Here is a 20969-nt window from a genome sequence, read left to right as displayed (position 1 = left end):
TCCTCCTAATATTATTGATCTAGCTCCATATTTGGATCGAGCGCATCCCTTAGCCCATCACCGACAACATTGAATGCGAAAACGACTAACATAATCGCAATCCCCGGTACGATGGTAAGATGTGGTGATGTAAACATATAATCTTGTCCTGCAGCGATCATCGCCCCCCATTCAGCAGTGGGAGGCTGTGCGCCTAAACCCAGGAAACTTAAAGCGGCTGTTGATAGAATTGCTGTAGCCATACGCATAGTCGCGAATACGATAATCGGCGCGGTGCAATTCGGCAGCACATGTTTGACGAGAATACGAGTGTTACCAGCCCCAAGAGATCTCATCGCTAAGATATACTCTTGTTTTTTAATCGACAAAACACTCCCTCTGACAATTCTTGCACAAGTCGGGATCGACCATATGCTGATTGCGATTACAACATTGACCAGACTGGTTCCAAGCATAGCGATGATGAGCATGGCTAACAAAATACCTGGAAAGGCGAACAATAAATCTACGAACCTCATTATAATTCCATCAAGCTTTTTAAAATAACCAGATATCAACCCGAGTGTTATACCGCCAATCAAACCCAATCCCACCGACCCAATTCCAACGAGTAAAGAAATTCTAGCTCCAAAGACAAGTCTTGACCAAACATCCCGCCCATAATTGTCGGTACCTAACCAGTGCCCTTCAACACCGATTCCTAGTTCCGCGTTGGTCAAATCCTGTTTGATAGGGTCATAGGTAGCAAACCAGGGAGCGAATGCTGCTAGTATCACCTGGATCACAATAATGAATAACCCAAACACAGCCAGTTTATTTTTCAATAAACGTTTCACTGTTTTAACTAACATTCTTTCCTTTTTACTTTCTATCTTGACCGCATTCGTTTGTTGTCTTGTTAAAGTACTTGAGCCCGCCAATATTTCCCCCTCCTCTCCTTAGTCATAGCTGATTCTCGGATCAACGAAAGCATAGATGATATCAACTAACAGATTGACAACAACAAACAGCGTAGCGACTAAAAGGACAGTCCCTTGAACAACCGGAAAGTCCCGCGCGGCAATAGCATCGATCATTAATCGCCCCACACCGTTGATCGCAAATACTTGTTCCGTAATGATGGTTCCTCCCAAAAGAAAACCGAAGTTCAACCCAATCACCGTGATTACGGGAATCATGGCATTTCTCAAGGCATGAACCCAAACAACGGTATTTTTCTTGACCCCTTTCGCTCTCGCTGTCCTTATATAGTCGGCACGAATGACTTCCAACATAGCTGAACGGCTCATTCTTGCAATCATGGCTGCTGATGCTGTTCCCAGCGTAATCGCCGGAAGAATCAACTGCTTAATCCCTTCTATAGTCCAAAACGGAGCACTGAGACCGCCAACAGGTAACCACTGAAGTTCTACGGAGAAGATGAGAATCAACATGGCCCCCAACCAAAAGTTCGGAATCGATATTCCCGCCAAAGCGACAGTTGTACTTGATACATCGAACCAGGAATTCTGTTTAATGGCTGATATGATTCCAGCTGGAACTCCAATCAAAATCGCTACCAGCATACTTGCTACAGCCAGGTTCAATGTTTGCGGGAAGCGGGTGACAATCGCCTCTGAAACGGATTGGTTATTTTGAAAAGAATAACCAAGATCTCCTTGTAAAACCCCCCGTATGTAATCGAAAAATTGAAGCATAACCGGTTGATTCAAGCCTAATTCAGCCCTTATAGCCGCTAAATCAGAGTCGGTAGCTGTCGGCCCGCCTATGATAGTTGCTGGGTCACCTGGAGCTAAATGCATACTCATGAATACAAGAAATGAAATACCAAATAACAATAAGACCAACTGAAATAAACGCTTAACGATCAAACCTAGCATGTCTTCCCTCCTAAACAAATGGAATCACTTGAAAGTGTTTCATCTTAATCCAACACCAAAAACAAATGAGTATAACCATTTAGATTTCGAAAGTTAATCAAATTAATAAATTTAATTAACAATCGTTTTTCTTTGTAAATGAGTATAATGTAATATTCAGAAAATTGAAACCCTCAGTAAGGGAAAAGTGCAAATTTTTTAATTTTTCTATCAATTATGAGGTCTATATTTGATAGGGGACTATTTTAGTGGTAAAATTCTTAGGGCTTACAGAAATAATTGAGGCGGTGATGGAATGCAAGAGGATTCAACCTTGAAAATAGATGATGTAGACAAGAAAATACTCGAGCTGCTCATTGAGGACGGGCGTCTCTCTTATACAGACATAGGCAAGACCTTAGGCCTATCCAGAGTAGCTGTCCGTTCACGTGTCAATCAATTAATCGAGTGTGGAGTCATTGAAAAATTCACAGCTGTTGTAAACAGTGAAAAAGTGGGCAAACAGGTCTCCGCATTTTTCGAAGTTGACTGTGAACCGCGTTCACTCGTAGAAGTCGCTGAAAACCTTGCCAACAATCCATACGTGGCTAGTTGTTACCAAATGACAGGACCAAGCACTTTACATATGCACGTCCTCGTAAAGGATTTCAAAGAGCTGGAGTCCTTCATCAACAATGAACTGTATGCTCTTGAGGGCATCACCCGTGTCGAAAGTCATACATTATTGCGCAGATTCAAAAGCAGAAGCGGCTTGAAACTATAAAAAGGACAGGTTTTCCATTTGAGAACTTGTCCTTTTTTGGTAGATGCCATTTGATGTTCACCCATAGTTTCTGTCCTTCACCGATCTTCATCTTCGGGTAAAATAAAGCAAAATATAAAAGGAGCCTCCCACCATGGAATTAACTTCACAGCTCGGTCATGAAATAATTCACCGCTTATCCAAATATATAAATGTCCCGATCAATCTGATGGATCCATTTGGAAAGATTGTCGCCAGCACAGATACCTCCCGTATCGATCAATTACATGGAGGCGCTCAACAGGTCATCGAGACATTGGAGCCTCAAAAAATCAGCCCAAAAGATACCGAGCTTTTTTCCAATACTAAACCTGGAGTCAACCTCCCAATTTTTCACCGTGGAGAGCTGGCAGGAGTCGTTGGGCTGACTGGAGAACCAGACGAGGTTTATCAAGCAGCTGGAATGACACAAGGATCCGTGGAAATAGCTTTAGAACAAATGTACATCCAAAGGCAAGCCTTCTATCAAGAGAGGCAATGGAGTCATTGGCTGCACCAACTGCTTCAACCAGACGAGATTGATGTAGCTGAGTTAGAAAAAGAAGCGCAGTACACATTGAGGATCGATATCAAGAAAACTTGGCAAGTCATTCTTTTTCAAACAGAATCCTCCTTTGAATTGGCCGAGTCCATTCGTAAAACAGCAGAGGCAGAAAATATCGAGCCACTATTCGTATTGCCATACCAGGAAAACATGGTCGTTGTTCCATTGCCTTACAATCACTCCCTTCCCTCGTGTCCCGATCGAGGTTATATGGGTATTGGAGAGCCCGGGTATGCGATTCGCGGCATCCGCGCTTCATTTAAGCAGGCTCAGGAAGCTATACAACTGGCAGGAGAAAAAGGCAAACCTGTCTACAGTGAATTCCTGAAGATGGATCGACTTCTGCACCATATCGATGGAAAAATATACCGAGATGTCACAAATCTATACGCTCATCGCCTTCAGAAATTAGAGCGCCCCTATGTAGACACTCTTCATTGTTATTTTGAATGTGATTTGAAGATGAACCGCACTGCAGAAAAACTCCACATTCATCGCAACACACTCCTTTACCGCCTTGATCAATTAAGCAAAAAAGTCGGACTTGACCCAAGAAAATTCAAAGATGCCGTCATTTTGCAAAGTATTTTGATTAACAATCGATTTGTGCATTTGCACAAGAATACGCTTACATAATTCTGAATTTTTGTACGTGTTATCAATTGTTTTATCTCTTGATTTTCGTTTGAATAAAGGTAAGACAAAATGATAAGGAGGGACCATAAAATGAGGATTTTATTTGCACCAGACTCCTTCAAAGGAAGTCTTTCCTCTAAGAGAGTCTCAGAAATCATGCGGCGAGCTTTTCAAGAGGTCGATGCCCAAGTGGAAGCGGTCTTAAAACCGATGGCTGATGGAGGGGAAGGAACACTTGAGGCTTTAGCAAAAGCCACTGAGCACGAGAAAGTAACTTTTGATTGCACCGGACCTCTAGGGGAAAAATCGAAAAGCTGGTATCTCGCCCTTGATGAAACTCGTGCTGTCATCGAGGGAGCTAATATTGCTGGCTTACCTCTTGTCCCATCAGGTAAAAGGAATCCTGACCACACGACTACCTATGGAATTGGCGAAGCTATTCAACATGCGCTCGACCGTGGTCATCGCGATTTGATGATCGCCATTGGCGGCAGCTCTACGAACGATGGCGGACTTGGTATGTTACAAGCTCTTGGTATGAAAACGCTTGATAACAATAGCCAACAAGTTGGAAAATTCGGCAAAGATGTGGCAAATATCGAACACATCGATTTATCTTCCATCGATCCACGTTTAGCAGAAACTACGATCCGTATCGCTTCCGATGTTGACAATCCTTTGACAGGTCCAAGGGGAGCCAGTCACATTTATGCCCGTCAAAAAGGTGCAACAAAAGAACAGATCGTCTCTTATGACCAATCCTTACACACCTATGGAAAACTTATAGAGGAAACGATCGGCCAAAGTTTAATGGATTATCCAGGTTCTGGTGCGGCAGGTGGTCTCGGCTTCGCTTTTCTTGCTATCGGAGCAAAACTCGAATCTGGAGCAAAACTTGTTGCTGAGGCCATTCAACTACGTGAAGCCGTCCAAAATGCTGACTATGTCATCACGGGGGAAGGCCAAAGTGATGAGCAGACGCTGTATGGAAAAGCTCCTGGGCATGTAGCTGAATTGGCTCAACACTTTGGAAAACCTGCCCTATTATTATCTGGCGGCATAGACGGTGAATTTGAGCAATTGAACCAACTTTTCACCAGTTGTTTTTCCATCGTTCCAGGTCCCAAATCGTTAGAAGAATGCTTGGAAAATGCAGAAGATTATTTATTTCAGGCAACGAAGCAAGTTGCTCGTTTGATCCTCAACTAATGAAGGAGTGAAATTATGGATGGATTCGGCCTTATTTTAATCATAGTTTTAGGTGTTTTGTTTGTGATTGTAGCAACGGCGAAGTTCAATCTTCACCCTTTTCTATCATTATTGATAGCCGCCTTCGCCATCGGAATCTTAGCCGGTATGCCACTTACGGATGTTGTAGAAGCTGTCAATGGCGGTTTCGGAGGATTGATGGGAGGAATCGGTCTCGTCATTGTTTTCGGAACGATCATCGGAGTTATTTTAGAAAAATCAGGAGCAGCCTTACGTATGGCTGAAGTCGTACTTCGGATCGTCGGTGAAAAACGCCCGCAGCTTGCCATGAGTGCTATCGGAAGTATTGTCAGCATCCCCGTATTCTGCGATTCAGGATACGTTATTTTATCATCATTAAAGAAAGCGCTTGCGAACAAAACGAAAGTGACAGTAGCATCAATGGCTATCGCTCTTTCCACAGGTTTATTCGCAACACACACGCTCGTCCCGCCTACTCCAGGTCCAATTGCAGCTGCGGGAAATATCGGTGCACAGAACTATCTTGGTACGGTCATCTTGTTTGGTTTCATCGTTGCCATTCCAGCTATTTTAGTCGGTTACCTTTGGGCTGTCAAAGCTGGAACAAAAATTCATGTTGAAAGCAGCGAGGACGATAAAGTGTATGATTACGATGAAGTCGTGAGCAGTTTCGGCGACATGCCATCTGCTGCTAAATCATTCGCACCGATTCTTGTCCCGATTTTGCTTATCGGTTTCAGCTCAGTCATCACATTTGCTGGTTGGGAAGGTCCTGTCTTCTCCTTTTTCTTATTCCTGGGTTCCCCTGTCGTCGCGCTTTTGGTCGGTGTGTTATTCGCGTTCGCATTATTACCGAAATTCGACGAAAAAACACTCACTCAATGGGTAGGAATCGGAATCAAAGAAGCTGCTCCTATTCTATTGATTACAGGTGCAGGTGGAGCGTTCGGTTCTGTCATCAGTTCTACTAGTATTGCTGACCTAATAAAAGGAATCGCAGAGAATGAAGTTGCCGTCGGAGCTCTCTTCATCTTTATACCCTTCGTAATCGCAGCAGCTTTGAAAAGTGCTCAAGGATCATCAACGGCTGCAATTGTCATTACATCAACCCTGATTGCTCCTCTGTTGCCGCAAATCGGCATTGAAGGGGCTGTTCCACTAGCACTTGTCGTCATGGCTGTCGGTGCAGGTGCAATGGTCGTTTCTCATGTAAATGATAGTTATTTCTGGGTTGTCAAAGAGTTCAGCGGCATGTCTATCACGCAAGCCTATAAGGCTCAAACAATGGGTACATTGCTTCAAGGGATGACAGCAATCATCGTGACATCCGTACTCTGGTTCATCTTCGTTTGATGCTCCATAGAAAAACCGTTCAAGGACTATTCCTTGAACGGTTTTTAATAGATTCCACTCCTTTTTAATCACTCCATAAACGCAACCTACCTCTTCACCTTAACAAGGAGATCAGATAAAAAAATCACATCCCAAAGAGGGAATGAAAACAAAATTCCCTCCTTCATCACTTTCTATCCAGATCTCTATCACTTTTTTCATTTACTAGGGACTTTCAATATAAAACTAGGTTAAATCTTGTAGTTAAGTAAATTTCCCTAAAGCCAACTATTGTGGAAGTGAGGACACTTGTTAAGAAGGGGGAAGTCTTCTATAGGCTGTTATTTTTAAATTCTTAAATAAAAAAGCCGCCTCTTTCAGAGACGGCCTTCTGATTATGAATTATATTCTGAAATCATGTCGTGAACATCGCGAACCTCTTGATCAGATACTTCCAGGTAATAGGTGCCACCGATTTTCGTTCCGGTACCCGTCATTTGATATGTGGTCAAATTCTCCCGGGCGCTCCGGTAGTTCACCATCAAATCCTTCATCGTTCCGAAATCCATGTTTGTCGTGACATTTTTACCAAGAACATCCATCACATTCCCGATTTTATTGATGGAACCGACATTGGCTCCCTTATTGATAATTCCTTCAATGACTTTACGTTGCCGTTCATTACGTCCAAAATCTCCGTTCGGGTCTTCGTAGCGCATCCGCACGTAGCCTAGGGTTTCGTCGCCATCCATAGTGAGTTCACCTTTTTTGTAATGGAAGCCGTCTTTCCCCTGCCAGTCGATATCATTATTGATGGTGATGCCACCGACTGCATCTACCATCTCAGCAAGTCCTTCCATATTGATGCTCACATAATAATCAAGATCCACATCAAGGAAGTTCTCGACGGTTTGAATCGCCATATCTGTTCCACCGAAGGCGTAAGCGTGATTAATCTTGTCCAGGTTGCCGGATTGTGAGGAATCTCCGACCATCTGGGTCCTTGTATCTCTCGGGATACTTACAATCTGGCTGCGATTGTTGTTAGGGTCTACAGAGAGAACCATCAAGGCATCCGAACGTCCCTGATCTCCGTCTCTTTCATCCACTCCCATAAGCAAAATATTCAATGGCTCCTGTTCTTTACGCTTCTTCTCGGTCAGCCCATGATCGATCGAGGCTACTTCCCGGTGCATTTTGTCTTCCACTGTGCTCTTTGCACCGCTATACACGGTGTAAGCATATATGCCGCCTGATATCAATATGAGGGAGAGCAGGAGAAGGGGGATCTTCCACAAGCTTCCTTTTTTCTTCTTATGTTTTGTTGAACGACTCATCGATCCTTCACTCCAATTTTTTTCTAACAATCTTTTTCTATTATATAAATAACCTCACACCATTACAATTCTATTTGCTATAAAATCTATTAATCTATGCGGAAACCTTTAAATATAAGCTTACAAAACCTTCGCTAAGCAACCATTACGGATAGAATAATTATTTGTACGCACTTGAAGCAGAAAAGAAACAACTATCCAAAAAGGGGCTGGGACAAAACACTAACTGCCACAGGAAAAGACGAACAAAAGGGTGGAATGGATCAAATGGAGCGTAGGCAACATACGTAGACTCCTGCTCGTGCCCGCGGAAAGCGAAGTATGATGGAGGCCACTGAAGAACTGCAACTTTTTGAGTTATGCATCAAATCGGCTTCTTTCAATGTACAAGGAAAAAGAGTGATTTTCTTTGTTTTTAAATCAAAGAAAATCACTCTTTTTAGGTGGCCTCGTTGCTTACACGATGAGCGGTCGGTGGTGACGCCTGCGGGAACAGCGCGAGCCGAATATCCACTTGGTCAAGTGATCTTCTTGACCAAGTTAGCTGAGGCCGTGCCCGCGGCAAGCACCTACCGACAAGCGATTCGTGAGAAGCAACAACAAACTTTAACAGCTCCTCTAGATTGAGAAGGGTTTTTCCCAAGTATGATGCCGGAGCGCCGTATGCATTTATTGCTTCATAAAGAAAACCCGAACAATTTGTTCGGGTTTTCTAGCGGCAAAATTCTTTTGTCCCAGCCACCTTCTCCTTTACTCTTTTACAGCGTTCGTAAGTTTACCGATTCCCTCAATCTCAATTTCGACTTGATCACCAGGTGAAAGCGGGCCGACGCCGGATGGTGTTCCTGTCAAAATGACATCGCCTGGTTTAAGTGTCATCACTTCTGTCACCTTCACCAATAAATCTTCGACACTATGAATCAAATCACACGTATTGGACTGCTGTTTGATATCACCATTAAGCGATAGTTTAATCCCTGTACGATTCGGATCAAGTTCTGTCTCGATGGCAGGACCAAGCGGCTTGAAAGTGGCGAATGACTTCGCTCTTGTGAATTGCCCGTCTTTCTTTTGTAAGTGCCGATTGGAGATATCGTTGCCCATCGTGTAACCGAAAACATAAGAAAGAGCATCTTCCTTCGTCACATGTTTCGCTTCTTTTCCAATTACTACAGCAAGCTCTGCTTCATAGTCGATCCGGTGGTGCATGTTCGGCAACTCGATTTTCTCCCCATCAGCAATCACAGCACTTGGTGAAACCATGAACATCATCGGTTCCTCTGGCAGCGGCTTTCCTGTTTCTTCTGCATGGAGTGCATAATTAAGTCCGATCCCGATTACCTGAGACGGTTCGACAGGTGGCAGGAGTGTCACTTCATCCAAATTATATGTAACCGAACTTTTTTCAACAGCTCCCTTTAGGTAATCACCTTTCAATTGAGTAATCGTTTCCCCTTCCAATAAACCAAAACAAACATCCCCACTCGTTTGAAAACGCAAATATTTCATAAGCTCTCCTCCTTTAATCTTGTTTAATATATTGTAAACCTATTACATGTATAGGTGAAGGATTTCCACCTCAAAGCTTGATATCTCTTTCAAAAGGGTATGTTATATTTAAAAATACTAGATTTATTATACTTTAAAGGAGTTGTTTTAATATGTTCAGCCAAGCCCTCACAACCTTAAAGGGAGGATGGCTTCTGCTTCGAGCAGTGGCGGTTATTTCCTCAAGCATGGCTACCATCGTATCTACAATTCTCCCTCTATATCTATATTTCTCCATCTCAGGTAATACATTGGTGACGACCTTTACCCTCCTGGTCGTCGGTGCAATCATGATCCATGGAATACTGACCCATATCTTGAACGACTACATAGACGACCAATCCGGGACTGATGCCAATAGTCCTGCAATATTGTCAGGAGGGAGCCGGGTGATCCAAAACGGTTTAATTTCCTCTTCAACAATGTGGCGTTTAGGCAAAGGATTGATTGGCACTTTATGCATCATCGTACTTACTCTATTGTTCTTGCAATATTATAAGCTGGCCATCTTGTTATCCATCGGTCTGTGGGGGGCGATCTCTTATTCCCTTCCCCCTTTACGGCTAAGTTACCGCCCGTTTATCGGAGAATGGCTGTCAACTTTCCCATCTGTTTTCTTTCTCGGTCTTGCCGGGGCCTGGTTAGCTATGGACACGGTGCCACTATGGGCCATACAAAATGCCACCATCAACGCTTTGTTTTGTATTGCCTGGGTCATGATTCACCACATTCCTGATCGGGAAGCAGACCAACAGGCTTCACCCACTAAACGTACGAGTGTCGTATGGGCGGTCAACAAGTTCGGAAGTGGTTTCAGCCGCCTGCCAGCCCTTATATATTTCGGGATGACAGGTCTTTGCGTTTTCTGGCTTGGCTTTGATCGTATTTATGCGGCCCTCGGTCTCGCCGTCATCATCATCGCAACAATCTCCCTGATTGTGAAAATGGACATTCATAATCATCAGCAGGTTTCTAATTATGAGAAGATGACTCTCGTTTTAGCTATGGTAAATGCTCTCTGGTTAGGGATTTTCATTTAAGAAATACAGCTGATCAGTCCTTTTTCTGACATTTCCCATTGCAAATCTTCTATATTTCCTGGGAAATCATGATGGTTTGTGTAGAAGAATAGTAATTTCCTATCACAACTGAGCTCCTTTCTCTTCCTGAATAAATTAGAGGCTCTCCATAACGATGGTGAGCCTCTTTGGCATCGGTAACACTAGAAAATGATATAATGGAGGCAACTTACCAATTGGAGGATACTTATGAAAATCATTGAGGAAGAACTGGCTATTGGGTGGAAACAGTTCACCATTTCTAATGATCATGGGATGACAATAAAAGCGCTGAATTACGGAGGGATCATTAAAGAAATCAACGTTCCTGATAAACATGGTCAGGTGGAAAATGTCGTGCTCCGGTACCAAAACGATGAAGATTATCTCGAAGACCCTAACTTCTTCGGGGCCCTCATCGGAAGAGTCGCAGGACGTATCGATCGCTCTTCTTTTTCAATGAATGGGGAAAACTACGAATTAGAGGCAAACGAGGGTGAACACCATATTCACGGAGGTTCAGAGGGATTTCACACGAAGGTTTGGGAGACAGAAACTTTTCAGGAAGAAGATCAGGCCGGTCTCACTCTCATACATAAAAGCCCTCACATGGACAGTGGTTATCCAGGGGAGTTGACTGTAAAAGTAACGTACCAATTGAATAACAACCACCAGCTTCTTATCGATTATCAGGCAAAGAGCAGCCAGGATACCGTCCTCACTTTGACGAACCACACCTATTTCAACCTGAGTGGAAACCTGGAGCATTCGATCCCCGATCATGAAGTGAAGATCCCCAGCCGACAATTTCTCGAGCTTGACGATCACCTGATTCCTACTGGAACGATCCGCTCTGTTGCAGGCACACCCTTTGACTTTCGTATCCCAGCCCCATTACGGACCGGAACTCAATCCAGTTACGATCAGAACATGATAGCTAAATCAGGCTACGATCATTACTTCCTTTTCGACCATATAAAGAAAAACACCATAGAAGTAAGCGATGAGGATAGTGGAAGAAAAATGACCATACATACAGACCAGCCCGGGGTAGTCGTGTACACTTCGAACAATCTAACAGATGAATGTCAGTTGGCAGGCCGACAATCCAGTAAATATTCCGGAGTTTGCTTTGAGACGCAAAGCTCCCCAGCGTCACTTCATCACGAAGGTCTTCCTTCCGTGAAATTGAAGGCAGGCGACCGCTATACGCAACAAACTTCGTTTATATTCACAACGGAAGGAAGTGCGGATCATGGGATTTCCTGAGTTGGAAACCAAACGATTGAAATTAGTTCAAGTAAAAGAGGAACATACTCAAAGCTTTTTTCAAATTATGTCCAATGACGAAGTTACTGAATATTATGGCATGGAGAGCTTGAAAAGTATGGATGAGGCCGCAAAAATAGTAGCCTCTTTTCAAAACAACTATGAAAGCAAAAGGGGCATCAGATGGGGCATCGTCCTAAAGGAGACAGATGAATTTGTCGGCACAGCAGGATTGAACAACCTGAGGACGTGGAGTAAAAAAGCAGAGATCGGTTTTGAATTACATCCTTCCCATTGGCGCAAAGGAATGACAACGGAAGCCGTAAAAGAAGTATTGCGTTATTCATTCGAAGATTTAAAACTTTTTAGGATGGGGGCTGTTACCTACCCTCAAAATGAGCCATCTATACAGCTTTTAAGGCGGTTAGGCTTTATCAAAGAAGGTGTATTAAGAGGATACCTTTATCAAAATAACCAATGTCACGATGCCTTAATCTTTTCCTTATTAAACACTGATTGGGGAAAACCTGAAAATCCCTAACTGGAAAAACGCTTGGATAGTAACTTCCAAGCGTTTTCGTTTGCCTGTTATACGATCACTAAACAATTTTCAAACACCGTGCCAGCATTCCTTCAAATAAACTCCGCTGATGAACTCAAGAACTTCTTTTTGAGAAAAATCGTGTACCTGCTTAAATTCCTCCCTCTCTAAACGGTTTCATTTCAAACCTGACAACTTGTTATCTACCTGTTTCAAGTTACGTAATCCCAGAAACACACTCGGGCCCACTTCAAGTTGTCCGTAAAAAAGTGCACGTCACCTTTTACTCAGCACTTAGCTCTTCTTCGGTTACCCACTTATGATTTTCTACTTTTTTTCCTCCACCAGTATTTTCAAAGTCAACCATGTAAACCGTTGTTTCTTTGGCAGATTCAATTGTGGCTGTTGATCCATCCATTCCTTTCATATGGGAAGCATTAAGTGTGACTTCATCACCAGATTCAAATGGTCTATTGCCTGCTTCTTCAATTTCTTCATGGATTACCCATTTATGGTCCGTTATTCTTTCAGCCCCATTCGCCGGTTCATAAGACACCACGTAAGCTACGGTATCATAAGCACCTGTAATTGTAGCCTTCGCACCTTCCATCCCGGCCATATGCCCCTCAGTGATGGTGGTCTCGTCACCTACTCTATAGGTTGGGTCATCTGCTTCCTTCAGGCCCTCTGGAACTTCCCCTGAACTGGAATGATTCATATCTGAATGATCCGTTCCCTCACCCTCATCAGAGCCTTCACTATTCATTTCTTCATTCGCACCTTCACTATTTTCATTATTTTGTATTTCCTCGCCTCCCTCACTATTCGAGCATGCAGTAATGCCTACTGCAAACACTAGCAAGATTACACTTAATAAAAATCCTTTCATGGCTATGTACCTCCTTCGAAATAATACCCCTCCCCCGTAATTATATTTACTATCGAGTACACCTGCAATAGGAAACAATCACTAAAAATCTTTCGAATCCATTTCTTCACAGGGAAATTATACACCGAGTTGCGCCCTTCTAATTCTTTAAATTCAAGTATATATTAATTGATCGCGCCTGTTTGTTATTTGATATATGTATCATTTCCATTCTCCAGTCATTATTTAAAGTCACAGAAATAAATATAAAGATGGGGAGGGATGTTGGTTATGATTCTAAAAATGATCGACTTAAGTTTAATGGCTGAGCACTTATCCGTTCATAAAGCTGAACTAGATAAATTAGCGACTTTCATCTGCAGCATACAAGACGCGGAAATCAAGCAAGTTGCTACAGAGCAGTACATGATCATGCAGAATCATGTGAAAGTCATGATTGCGCTTATGGATCCAGATCTAAATGAAACCATCGGGGTTAATGACTTACATAAGTGGGAGCCTGTTCAGATAAATTGCCACCAAATCTCCTTAGGTATGAGTCAAGAAAATATATTGACAGCACTCAAATCCACTTCGGAAACAATGGCTAATACAAATTTCAATTCAGGATTAAGGATGAAAGCGGAAAATGTCCGCAACATTCATTTTCATATGGCCCTGCAGCAAACGATGCTCCTTAGTCGTTACATTACTCTAATGGAAAAATTCATTAAAGATACAGCCCCGGAAAGCTCAAAAGAGAAGCAGAAGGAAACTTTTCAGACATTCAAAAACATGTTCAACATGTGAGAAATAGAGTTTATTAGCCATCAAGCATTGCCATTCTATAATCAATAGTTCCAAGCAAATAATAGACAGCTGCCTCGAAACATACAATGATACTAAGATACAAAACTCATTAAGAGGAGCAAAAAGGATGACATCATTTCAACTATTTATTGTTGGGACAATATTTTTTAGTGTTGCCGCTTCACTTGCGCTGGCTAAAAAGTATGGCTCTCTATTTAACCATTCTCAACGGATGGTTATAACTATGTTCATCGGGACAAGCATCGGCTTATGTATAGGGATGTTCTTTGCCTTCATTCTTCCAGGTAACATGTATCTTTCTACAATGTTGGGGCTATCAGCTGGAGCTTTCCTCGGCGGGCTGTGCGGGTGGAACTTAGGCGTAGTTGCTGGCCTGGAAGGTCTTATTTCTGCCTTGATGGGTGGAATGATGGGGGCTATGTTAGGAGAAATGCTCACTTATTCTGAATCTCTATTAATCCTTAACTTTTCTTTATCATTAAGTGTATGTTCGCTTATCTTATACCCTGTTTTTAAAAACCTCAGCAGTCCTGATTCCGTGATTTATTCGTATAAATGGTTGTTAAAGCCTTTGGTCGTTTTTCTGATTGTTCTCGGTTTCCTTTTAGCGGGAAGTGTGTTTAATGATGAACCTGCGAATGATATAAACCACCATCAACAACACTCTTCTTAACTAAAAAGACGACACAGCAAAATATCTGTGTCGTCTTATATGACTCATCCTTATTCGGCTTTTAGCAGTTTGGCATTGATCGCGACTACCACGGTACTCAAACTCATCAATATCGCTCCAATGGCAGGGCTGAGAACAACTCCTATAGGAGCTAGCACCCCTGCCGCTAGTGGGATGGCGAAGATATTGTAACCAGCAGCCCACCATAAGTTCTGCACCATTTTCTTATACGTATTTTTTGATAAATTTACAATTGAAACGATATCTTTAGGATTGCTTTTTACTAAGACAATATCAGCCGTTTCGACGGCAACATCTGTCCCACTCCCGATTGCTATTCCAACATCTGCTGTAGCCAGGGCAGGGGCGTCATTAATTCCATCGCCTGTCATGGCCACTTTTCTTCCCTTCGCTTGTACTTCCTTGACTTTGTCTGCTTTATGATCAGGTAACACTTCCGCATAGACTTCTTCCATCTCTAATTGATCGGCTACCCAATTGGCGACTTTTTCATTATCACCTGTAAGCATAACGGAATGGATATTCCTGGATTTCAACTCAGCGATCGCTTCTTTAGCTGAGTCACGAACCATGTCAGCAAGAGCCACCATTCCTAACAACTCATCATCAAGGAGAACGAAAACCACCGTTTTCCCCTCTTCTGATAATTCATTGAAGGCATCAGTATCATAAGCATAATTTTGTTCTTTCATATACCCAGGACTCATAACCTTCACTTCTCTTCCGTCTACTTTCCCTTTCAGCCCTTTTCCGGTAATGGACTCGAAATCTTCGACTCTATCCAGCGAAATGTCGTTGTCTCGTGCTTTCTCAAGGATACCTCGAGCCAGCGGGTGCTCAGAATTCTGCTCCACACTTGCGGCCCAGTATAGTATTTCTTTTTCTTCCTTCCCTTCTGCCTGAATCACATTCGTGACACCGAACTCACCCTTTGTCAAAGTACCTGTTTTATCAAAAATCACGGCATCGATGTTACGGGCATTCTCAAACTGAGGTCTGTTTCTGATTAATAGCCCTTGTTTTGCTGAAAGGGAAGTAGAAACAGCGACAACAAGCGGAGCGGCTAATCCTAAGGCGTGCGGACATGTGATGACCATGACCGTTACCATTCGCTCCAGGGCAACATCAAATGCGAAACCTAAGGCCATCCATACAATGAAAGTAGTGATTCCTGCCCCAAGTGCCAGATAAAACAGCCATTTAGCTGCCCGATTAGCAAAATCCTGGGCCCGTGACTTGGAATTTTGAGCTTCTTCTACCAATGTGATTACTTTGGAAAGGTACGTGTCCTCACCCGTATTTTTAACCTGAATCGTAAGGCTTCCTTCTTTATTGATCGAACCACCGATGACTTCTCCATCTTCCTCTTTTTCTATAGGGATGGATTCACCTGTCAGCATGGACTCATCGACAGCCGATTTACCTTCTGTAATCACCCCATCTACCGGGATCTTTTCTCCAGGTTTCACGAGGACCAGATCCTCTGCATCCAATTCACTGAGAGGAACATCTTCTGTTTCACCATCATCCTTTAAACGGTGAGCTTCATTGGGCATCAGTTTAACAAGTTCTTGTAAAGCGTTTGATGCTCCCATTACTGATTTCATCTCAATCCAATGACCGAGAAGCATAATATCAATGAGGGTCGCCAGTTCCCAGAAAAAGTTCTTGCCTGACCACCCAAAAACGACAAGCGAACTATACCCATAGGCAACGACAATCGCTAGGCCGATGAGGGTCATCATCCCTGGATTTCTTTGTTTCAGCTCGTCCACGGAGCCTGTCAGAAATGGCCAGCCACCATAGAAAAATACGAAGGTCGCTAAGCCGAATAATACATATTGATCAAAGGGGAAGGAAAATTCCAGCCCGATAAAATCCTGAATCATCGGCGACAACAGTAATATAGGAATAGTTGCAAATAACGAAATATAAAACCTTTGCTTGAACTCTTCTACCATAGCACCATGATCATGCCCTTCATGGCCGTGGTTCCCATGACCGTCATGGTTGTGAGGTTCGTGCCCTTCATGATCATGGTTCTGATGGCTGTCACGATGTTGCTCATCATTCTCATGGTTATGATCTTCCTCTTTCTTATGATTCGATTGCTGGTGGTGATGATGGTGTGCCATCGTTTTCCCTCCTATTATAAATATAAATCTTCCATTATTATACGTTTACCTCGTAGGGGTATCATTAAACTTATTTATTTTTCATAAAAAAACAGACAAGTATTAACTGGTCTGTCCAAAAAAGTATCAGACTATGCTCTTATATAGGGGATAAAAAAATGCAGATTAACATGCTTAATAAAATACTACTCCAACCCGCAAGATTGAAGCTGCCAACTTTCCCATTAACGATAATAATAACGGAAGCAGTAACAGAAGTATTATGTTATTCATTCAAAAATTTAGACCTGTTTAGGAGGGGGTCTGTAACCATCTATGAATATATTATAATGACTAAAATAACTACTATTGTATTCCACAGTCCATGAGCGATCATAGATGCAGTTAATCTCTTTGTATATAAAAAAGAACAGTATATGCGGTGCTAGGTACAAGAAGATCAATCCATTCAACAAGATCTTTAGGTAAGTGCCCAGCTGCAAAAAATAAAATGGAGAAAGCGGAAGCTATATAAAGTGCAGGATAATCCAAACAAATTGAACAATTGCCCATCCAATGGCTACTGCTACACCTAATAAACTATCACTTTTCCATTTCTTTGTGGTTAATCCTCTTTTTTAAAAGCTCATCTTTAAAGAGCGTAATCCAAGGTATAATAAAGGGATCACCATTAAAGCTTGTAATAATCCTATGATAGTTAAACTACTACCCTTATATCCACCAAATAATCCCATCTGAAAAGGGATTTGTGTAATTATGAACAGCAGAATGAATCTACCTATTAATATTAAAAAACAAATTGCTAGACTCTTAATCATGTTATTGCGCATTTCCATCAAATCCTCGCCTTTTTACAGGTATCAGCTATATACGTAACAAGTTATACAAACGGTAACCTGTTTGAAGCTGATTGGCACAAAAATTTCGTATAACATGCAGTGCTTTAACATACTGTTAATTGAAATGTTTTACTCGAGGAGGTCATTTACATTAGAAGCCCTTATGAAATATCCATATATGAAGAACATAGCTTTTGGCTTGAAATTTTAGAGGACCATGCACATTTTATCCACGACTTCTTATCTTCATCAGAAATGAAATGGGTTAACATGGCTTCTCAATTCATCCAACGTTTTCAACAACTGAGACAATGGTTAGAAAGTATGTCAGAAAACCTGCCAGTAAACTCTCCAACAATGGTCAATTTCGCACAAGAAAGTTACCAGGTGTCATCCTCCTATTTTAAATTCGAGGGTACACTACAAAGTCTCCGTATTTTGAATGAAGTCAACTTAAACCTTTCCCCTACTTACTTAAATGGTACCTTAAATGAAAACCAAGAATATCTTCGTATATTAAATTATTATATTAGTGGTAAAAAAGCAGATGAATTGCCACTTGTCCGTTTATTGGATTTATGGTTAGAAGATCAACTTGGTCATGCTCTTTTATTACAAAATGTGTTAGACCCGATTGAGATTCCGCTAGCCAAAGAAGCAGAATTTTTTATTAATGGTTTTAGAGCACATATGATAAAAAACCACACTATCAAAGGATATTTGCGTTTTTTGGATAGTGGATTCCCCGGTCAACAATATTTTTCAAAACAAGTTGGTGAAACTGTTGCCGGATTTAATCAATTAGTAAAGAAAGTGATACTTTTGTATAAAAATGATAAAGTTTTTAACCGGACTACACTACGTTTTTTAGAACACCATTTCCCTGAATCTTGCTATTTTTTAATCAAACTAGCTAATTTTGAGCCCGAACTGAAATCTCTAGCGAAATGTAGTCTTACAAAACCATCCTTTTAATACCAAAAGATAATCAAGCTTAAAATTGATCGTAAAGCTCTTGTCCTAAAGCACTTGTGACGATTAAAACATACGACTTATTATACTTTTGTTTACTATGGAAGACTAACGTCCTGCAACCAACGCTGCATACCTTGTTCCAAAAAGTAAATGACACCGGAAGAGAAAGCCAGTAAACAATTAGGCATTATGATTATTAACTCCCTTCAAAACGAATGCTTTAGAAGCGAATCTTACCAATTCATCTCCGTTATTCCATTCAAAGATGATTAATTTTGATAATTTCCCGACAATTAAAAAAGCAGCCCCACTATCAAGGAGCTGCCTTTTAAGACTTGAAATTTCACGGTGGGTTCTGCCATATCTTTTCATTTATTCTTATGATTTTTATCTGGTTTGAATTTCACTTTATTATACAAAACCGTTGCATCCCATACGTTCAGACCTAAGTGTCCTTCTTTATAGGACTGATCTTTTGTATCGATCACCAGGTTGTTATCTAAATAAGCTTTTATGTGAGCACCTGAAACGTCCACTTTTAAGCGGTAGCTTTTATTAGTTTTTATATTTCCGTGGTTGTAGGCCGCTAAGTCTGTACCGAGGCCATTAGCAAATTTAATAAGTTTCACTTGATTATGTTTCGCATCAATATTGACCACATACGAATTCTCACCAGACGAATCTGATCGAAAGACCAAAGCACCTGCCCCCACTAAGTTTCCGACTAAATCTTTACTAGGATCATCTGGGTGTGAATCTGAATCGAGAATTTTGATATCTGCCTCATACTTAAAGTCACTCCCCCTCTCGGCCGATAGAATGAAAGAATCACCACTGCTTTGCCCTTGTTTTCCATTCATCGTATCTGCCCAATTCCCTGAGATTGGTTCCCAGCTTGTCAGCTTAGACTGAAACCCGCTTTTTTTATTCCAAATACTATCCAACGGGTATATATCCAAAGATTTTAGAGTGACGTCCCCTGAATTGCTATAAACCTCTAATCCTTGACTGGACGGATCAGGGAAGATTTGATCTGTAATCACTGTTTCCCCATTGTTCCCAAATACTTCTATAGATGAACGATCGATAAAAATATGCATTTTCACAGTCTCATTTTCTATAGATAAAGGGCCTTCATGATTCTCTAATACATTGCTGCCATAATCGAAAGCACCGGAATGAGTACGATCCACAAACAGCGTCTTATCATCGACTTCATACCCTATCGTTGTGTATTCTTTTTCTCCTTTACGGACCTTAAACCCAAACTCTTTTGCATTCGTATTTGAAATATCAAATTCAGCAATCAACTCATACGAAGTGCCAGAAAATTCAGTCAGATGATTATTGAGTTCTGAAGCTTTTTTATTCTGATAAGAGATTGCGTTGCTCTTATCCTGGATGCTGTTAAGAGAAATTGGTGTTTGCTTTAAACGAGGACCCTCCTCTGTCTGTGTAAGTTCCATTTGACGTGGGAGTGTACCTGAGCCTCTCCAAGTAGTCGTTGGTGTATGGTTCGCATACTGCCAGTTACTCATCCAGCCCAGCCAATATTTTTCACCATTCTCGCCTTCAATTCCGTTCCAGTCCACAGCTGCATAATAATCAGCTCCATAATCGGTCCACAGAATTTTTTCGGAAGGACTTTCATTTGTAAAGGTTTTTCCATCAAAGTCTCCAACAAAGTACTGCATTCCTGATCCCCCAGCCGGGGCACCATCATTAATGCTCACTTGCAGGACCCATTTCGTGTTAGTCGGATCTCCATCAATAGGAAGCTCTACTAAGGCAGGACATTCCCAAATTCCCCCATTACTCCCATGTGTGGAAGGCACCCATTCCCCGGTGATCGCAGACCAGTCTTTTATCGTTCCACTTTGACGAATCTCATCACTTTCAGGCTCTTCTGCCACTTGATCAATGTCTGTTGGCATTGGACCTTCATTGTAAACATTAAAATCGTCAAGGTTTATATGCCCCCAGCCGCTCGTAGACTGATCAACAGCTTTAATATAAAGAACTTCTCCGATAAATTCGGAAGCATCCCATCTATACCGTTTATATGTTTCATCATCGTTAAATTTGGAGTTCGCCTGACGAACTAACTCCTGATCATCAGAAGCCCTCATTAAAGAAACATAACGATTACTGAGGTCATTCCCTCCACCTAATAAGAAATTAATTTCGCCCGATCCTCCAAGTTTAAAATAAGAAGAATTCAGCTCACCTGTCGCACGATCTCCCCCCTGTTGATCGGAAAAACCCCATAAATGATAATTTCCCTGCTGGTTAAACGATCCCCCCCAATAATCGGTGACGCCTGTAACATGATCATTTGTGAAGGCATTTCCATTTACTGACTCCCATCCAGTTAGATCCCTTGTTTCAAAATCAGGGTTAACAATGGTATTACGATCTGTATGAATGTTTTTTCCTTTTTGTACATTTTG

18 protein-coding genes are annotated in these 20969 nt (G+C 41.8%); 11 read left to right on the top strand and 7 right to left on the bottom strand.

Annotated elements, in window-relative coordinates; translation table 11 throughout:
* Positions 1-11: 11 nt before the first annotated feature.
* Positions 12-851, bottom strand: coding sequence for an ABC transporter permease (locus ACTWPX_RS10740; RefSeq protein WP_443119994.1), 840 nt, complete (start codon positions 849-851; stop codon positions 12-14).
* Positions 852-938: 87 nt separating this feature from the next.
* Positions 939-1880, bottom strand: a complete 942-nt coding sequence (nikB, locus tag ACTWPX_RS10735) for a nickel ABC transporter permease (RefSeq protein WP_443119764.1) — start codon at positions 1878-1880, stop codon at positions 939-941.
* A 313-nt stretch (positions 1881-2193) separates the two neighbouring features.
* Between nikB and ACTWPX_RS10730 the strand changes: the two genes are divergently transcribed.
* From ACTWPX_RS10730 to ACTWPX_RS10715, 4 genes are all read left to right on the top strand, one after another.
* Positions 2194-2643 carry an Lrp/AsnC family transcriptional regulator gene (locus tag ACTWPX_RS10730; RefSeq protein ID WP_128526918.1) on the top strand — a complete coding sequence of 150 codons (450 nt, stop codon included), beginning with the start codon at positions 2194-2196 and terminating at the stop codon, positions 2641-2643.
* Between the two features lie 133 nt (positions 2644-2776).
* A complete protein-coding gene (locus ACTWPX_RS10725) occupies positions 2777-3862 on the top strand; it encodes a CdaR family transcriptional regulator (protein ID WP_443119763.1) in 1086 nt (361 codons plus the stop codon).
* A 90-nt stretch (positions 3863-3952) separates the two neighbouring features.
* Positions 3953-5071, top strand: coding sequence for a glycerate kinase (locus ACTWPX_RS10720; RefSeq protein ID WP_443119762.1), 1119 nt, complete (start codon positions 3953-3955; stop codon positions 5069-5071).
* Positions 5072-5086: 15 nt separating this feature from the next.
* The gene (locus tag ACTWPX_RS10715) at positions 5087-6445 is read left to right on the top strand and encodes a GntP family permease (RefSeq protein WP_443119761.1); all 1359 of its coding nucleotides are present in this window, start codon (positions 5087-5089) and stop codon (positions 6443-6445) included.
* Between the two features lie 374 nt (positions 6446-6819).
* Here the strand turns inward: ACTWPX_RS10715 and ACTWPX_RS10710 are convergent, their stop codons facing one another.
* Complete coding sequence (locus ACTWPX_RS10710; RefSeq protein WP_443119760.1) at positions 6820-7761, bottom strand: LCP family glycopolymer transferase; 942 nt, start codon at positions 7759-7761, stop codon at positions 6820-6822.
* A gap of 474 nt (positions 7762-8235) precedes the next feature.
* Between ACTWPX_RS10710 and ACTWPX_RS10705 the strand changes: the two genes are divergently transcribed.
* Positions 8236-8388, top strand: a complete 153-nt coding sequence (locus ACTWPX_RS10705) for a hypothetical protein (RefSeq protein ID WP_443119759.1) — start codon at positions 8236-8238, stop codon at positions 8386-8388.
* Between the two features lie 123 nt (positions 8389-8511).
* Here the strand turns inward: ACTWPX_RS10705 and ACTWPX_RS10700 are convergent, their stop codons facing one another.
* Positions 8512-9270, bottom strand: a complete 759-nt coding sequence (locus ACTWPX_RS10700; protein ID WP_443119758.1) for a fumarylacetoacetate hydrolase family protein — start codon at positions 9268-9270, stop codon at positions 8512-8514.
* Between the two features lie 152 nt (positions 9271-9422).
* Here ACTWPX_RS10700 and ACTWPX_RS10695 point away from each other — a divergent pair, with 152 nt between their 5' ends.
* From ACTWPX_RS10695 to ACTWPX_RS10685, 3 genes are all read left to right on the top strand, one after another.
* Positions 9423-10349, top strand: a complete 927-nt coding sequence (locus ACTWPX_RS10695) for a prenyltransferase (RefSeq protein ID WP_443119757.1) — start codon at positions 9423-9425, stop codon at positions 10347-10349.
* Positions 10350-10577: 228 nt separating this feature from the next.
* Positions 10578-11636: an aldose epimerase family protein gene (locus ACTWPX_RS10690; RefSeq protein WP_443119756.1), complete on the top strand. Its 1059-nt coding sequence runs from the start codon at positions 10578-10580 to the stop codon at positions 11634-11636.
* On the top strand, positions 11623-12177 hold the full coding sequence (locus ACTWPX_RS10685; RefSeq protein ID WP_443119755.1) for a GNAT family N-acetyltransferase: 555 nt from the start codon (positions 11623-11625) through the stop codon (positions 12175-12177). Before ACTWPX_RS10690 ends, ACTWPX_RS10685 begins: the two co-directional genes overlap by 14 nt.
* A 283-nt stretch (positions 12178-12460) precedes the next feature.
* On the opposite strand, the gene ACTWPX_RS10680 is transcribed toward ACTWPX_RS10685, so the two are convergent.
* Positions 12461-13066, bottom strand: a complete 606-nt coding sequence (locus ACTWPX_RS10680) for a YdhK family protein (RefSeq protein WP_443119754.1) — start codon at positions 13064-13066, stop codon at positions 12461-12463.
* 270 nt (positions 13067-13336) lie between these two features.
* Between ACTWPX_RS10680 and ACTWPX_RS10675 the strand changes: the two genes are divergently transcribed.
* Both ACTWPX_RS10675 and ACTWPX_RS10670 read left to right on the top strand, forming a co-directional pair.
* Positions 13337-13855, top strand: a complete 519-nt coding sequence (locus tag ACTWPX_RS10675; RefSeq protein WP_443119753.1) for a hypothetical protein — start codon at positions 13337-13339, stop codon at positions 13853-13855.
* 127 nt (positions 13856-13982) lie between these two features.
* Positions 13983-14549, top strand: a complete 567-nt coding sequence (locus ACTWPX_RS10670) for a hypothetical protein (protein WP_443119752.1) — start codon at positions 13983-13985, stop codon at positions 14547-14549.
* A gap of 50 nt (positions 14550-14599) precedes the next feature.
* Here ACTWPX_RS10670 and ACTWPX_RS10665 read toward each other — a convergent pair whose 3' ends face one another.
* A complete protein-coding gene (locus ACTWPX_RS10665) occupies positions 14600-16705 on the bottom strand; it encodes a heavy metal translocating P-type ATPase (protein ID WP_443119751.1) in 2106 nt (701 codons plus the stop codon).
* 983 nt (positions 16706-17688) lie between these two features.
* Here ACTWPX_RS10665 and ACTWPX_RS10660 point away from each other — a divergent pair.
* Positions 17689-18519, top strand: a complete 831-nt coding sequence (locus tag ACTWPX_RS10660; RefSeq protein WP_443119993.1) for a DUF2935 domain-containing protein — start codon at positions 17689-17691, stop codon at positions 18517-18519.
* Between the two features lie 368 nt (positions 18520-18887).
* Here the strand turns inward: ACTWPX_RS10660 and ACTWPX_RS10655 are convergent, their stop codons facing one another.
* A complete protein-coding gene (locus ACTWPX_RS10655; RefSeq protein ID WP_443119992.1) occupies positions 18888-20648 on the bottom strand; it encodes a glycoside hydrolase family 32 protein in 1761 nt (586 codons plus the stop codon).
* Positions 20649-20969 lie beyond the last annotated feature (321 nt).

It is taken from the genome of Halobacillus sp. H74 (assembly GCF_052246715.1).
GTDB classification, from domain to species: domain Bacteria; phylum Bacillota; class Bacilli; order Bacillales; family Halobacillaceae; genus Halobacillus; species Halobacillus litoralis_A.
The sequence above is the reverse complement of the archived record's forward strand: the minus strand, read 5'-3'. Positions and strand labels throughout refer to the sequence as shown.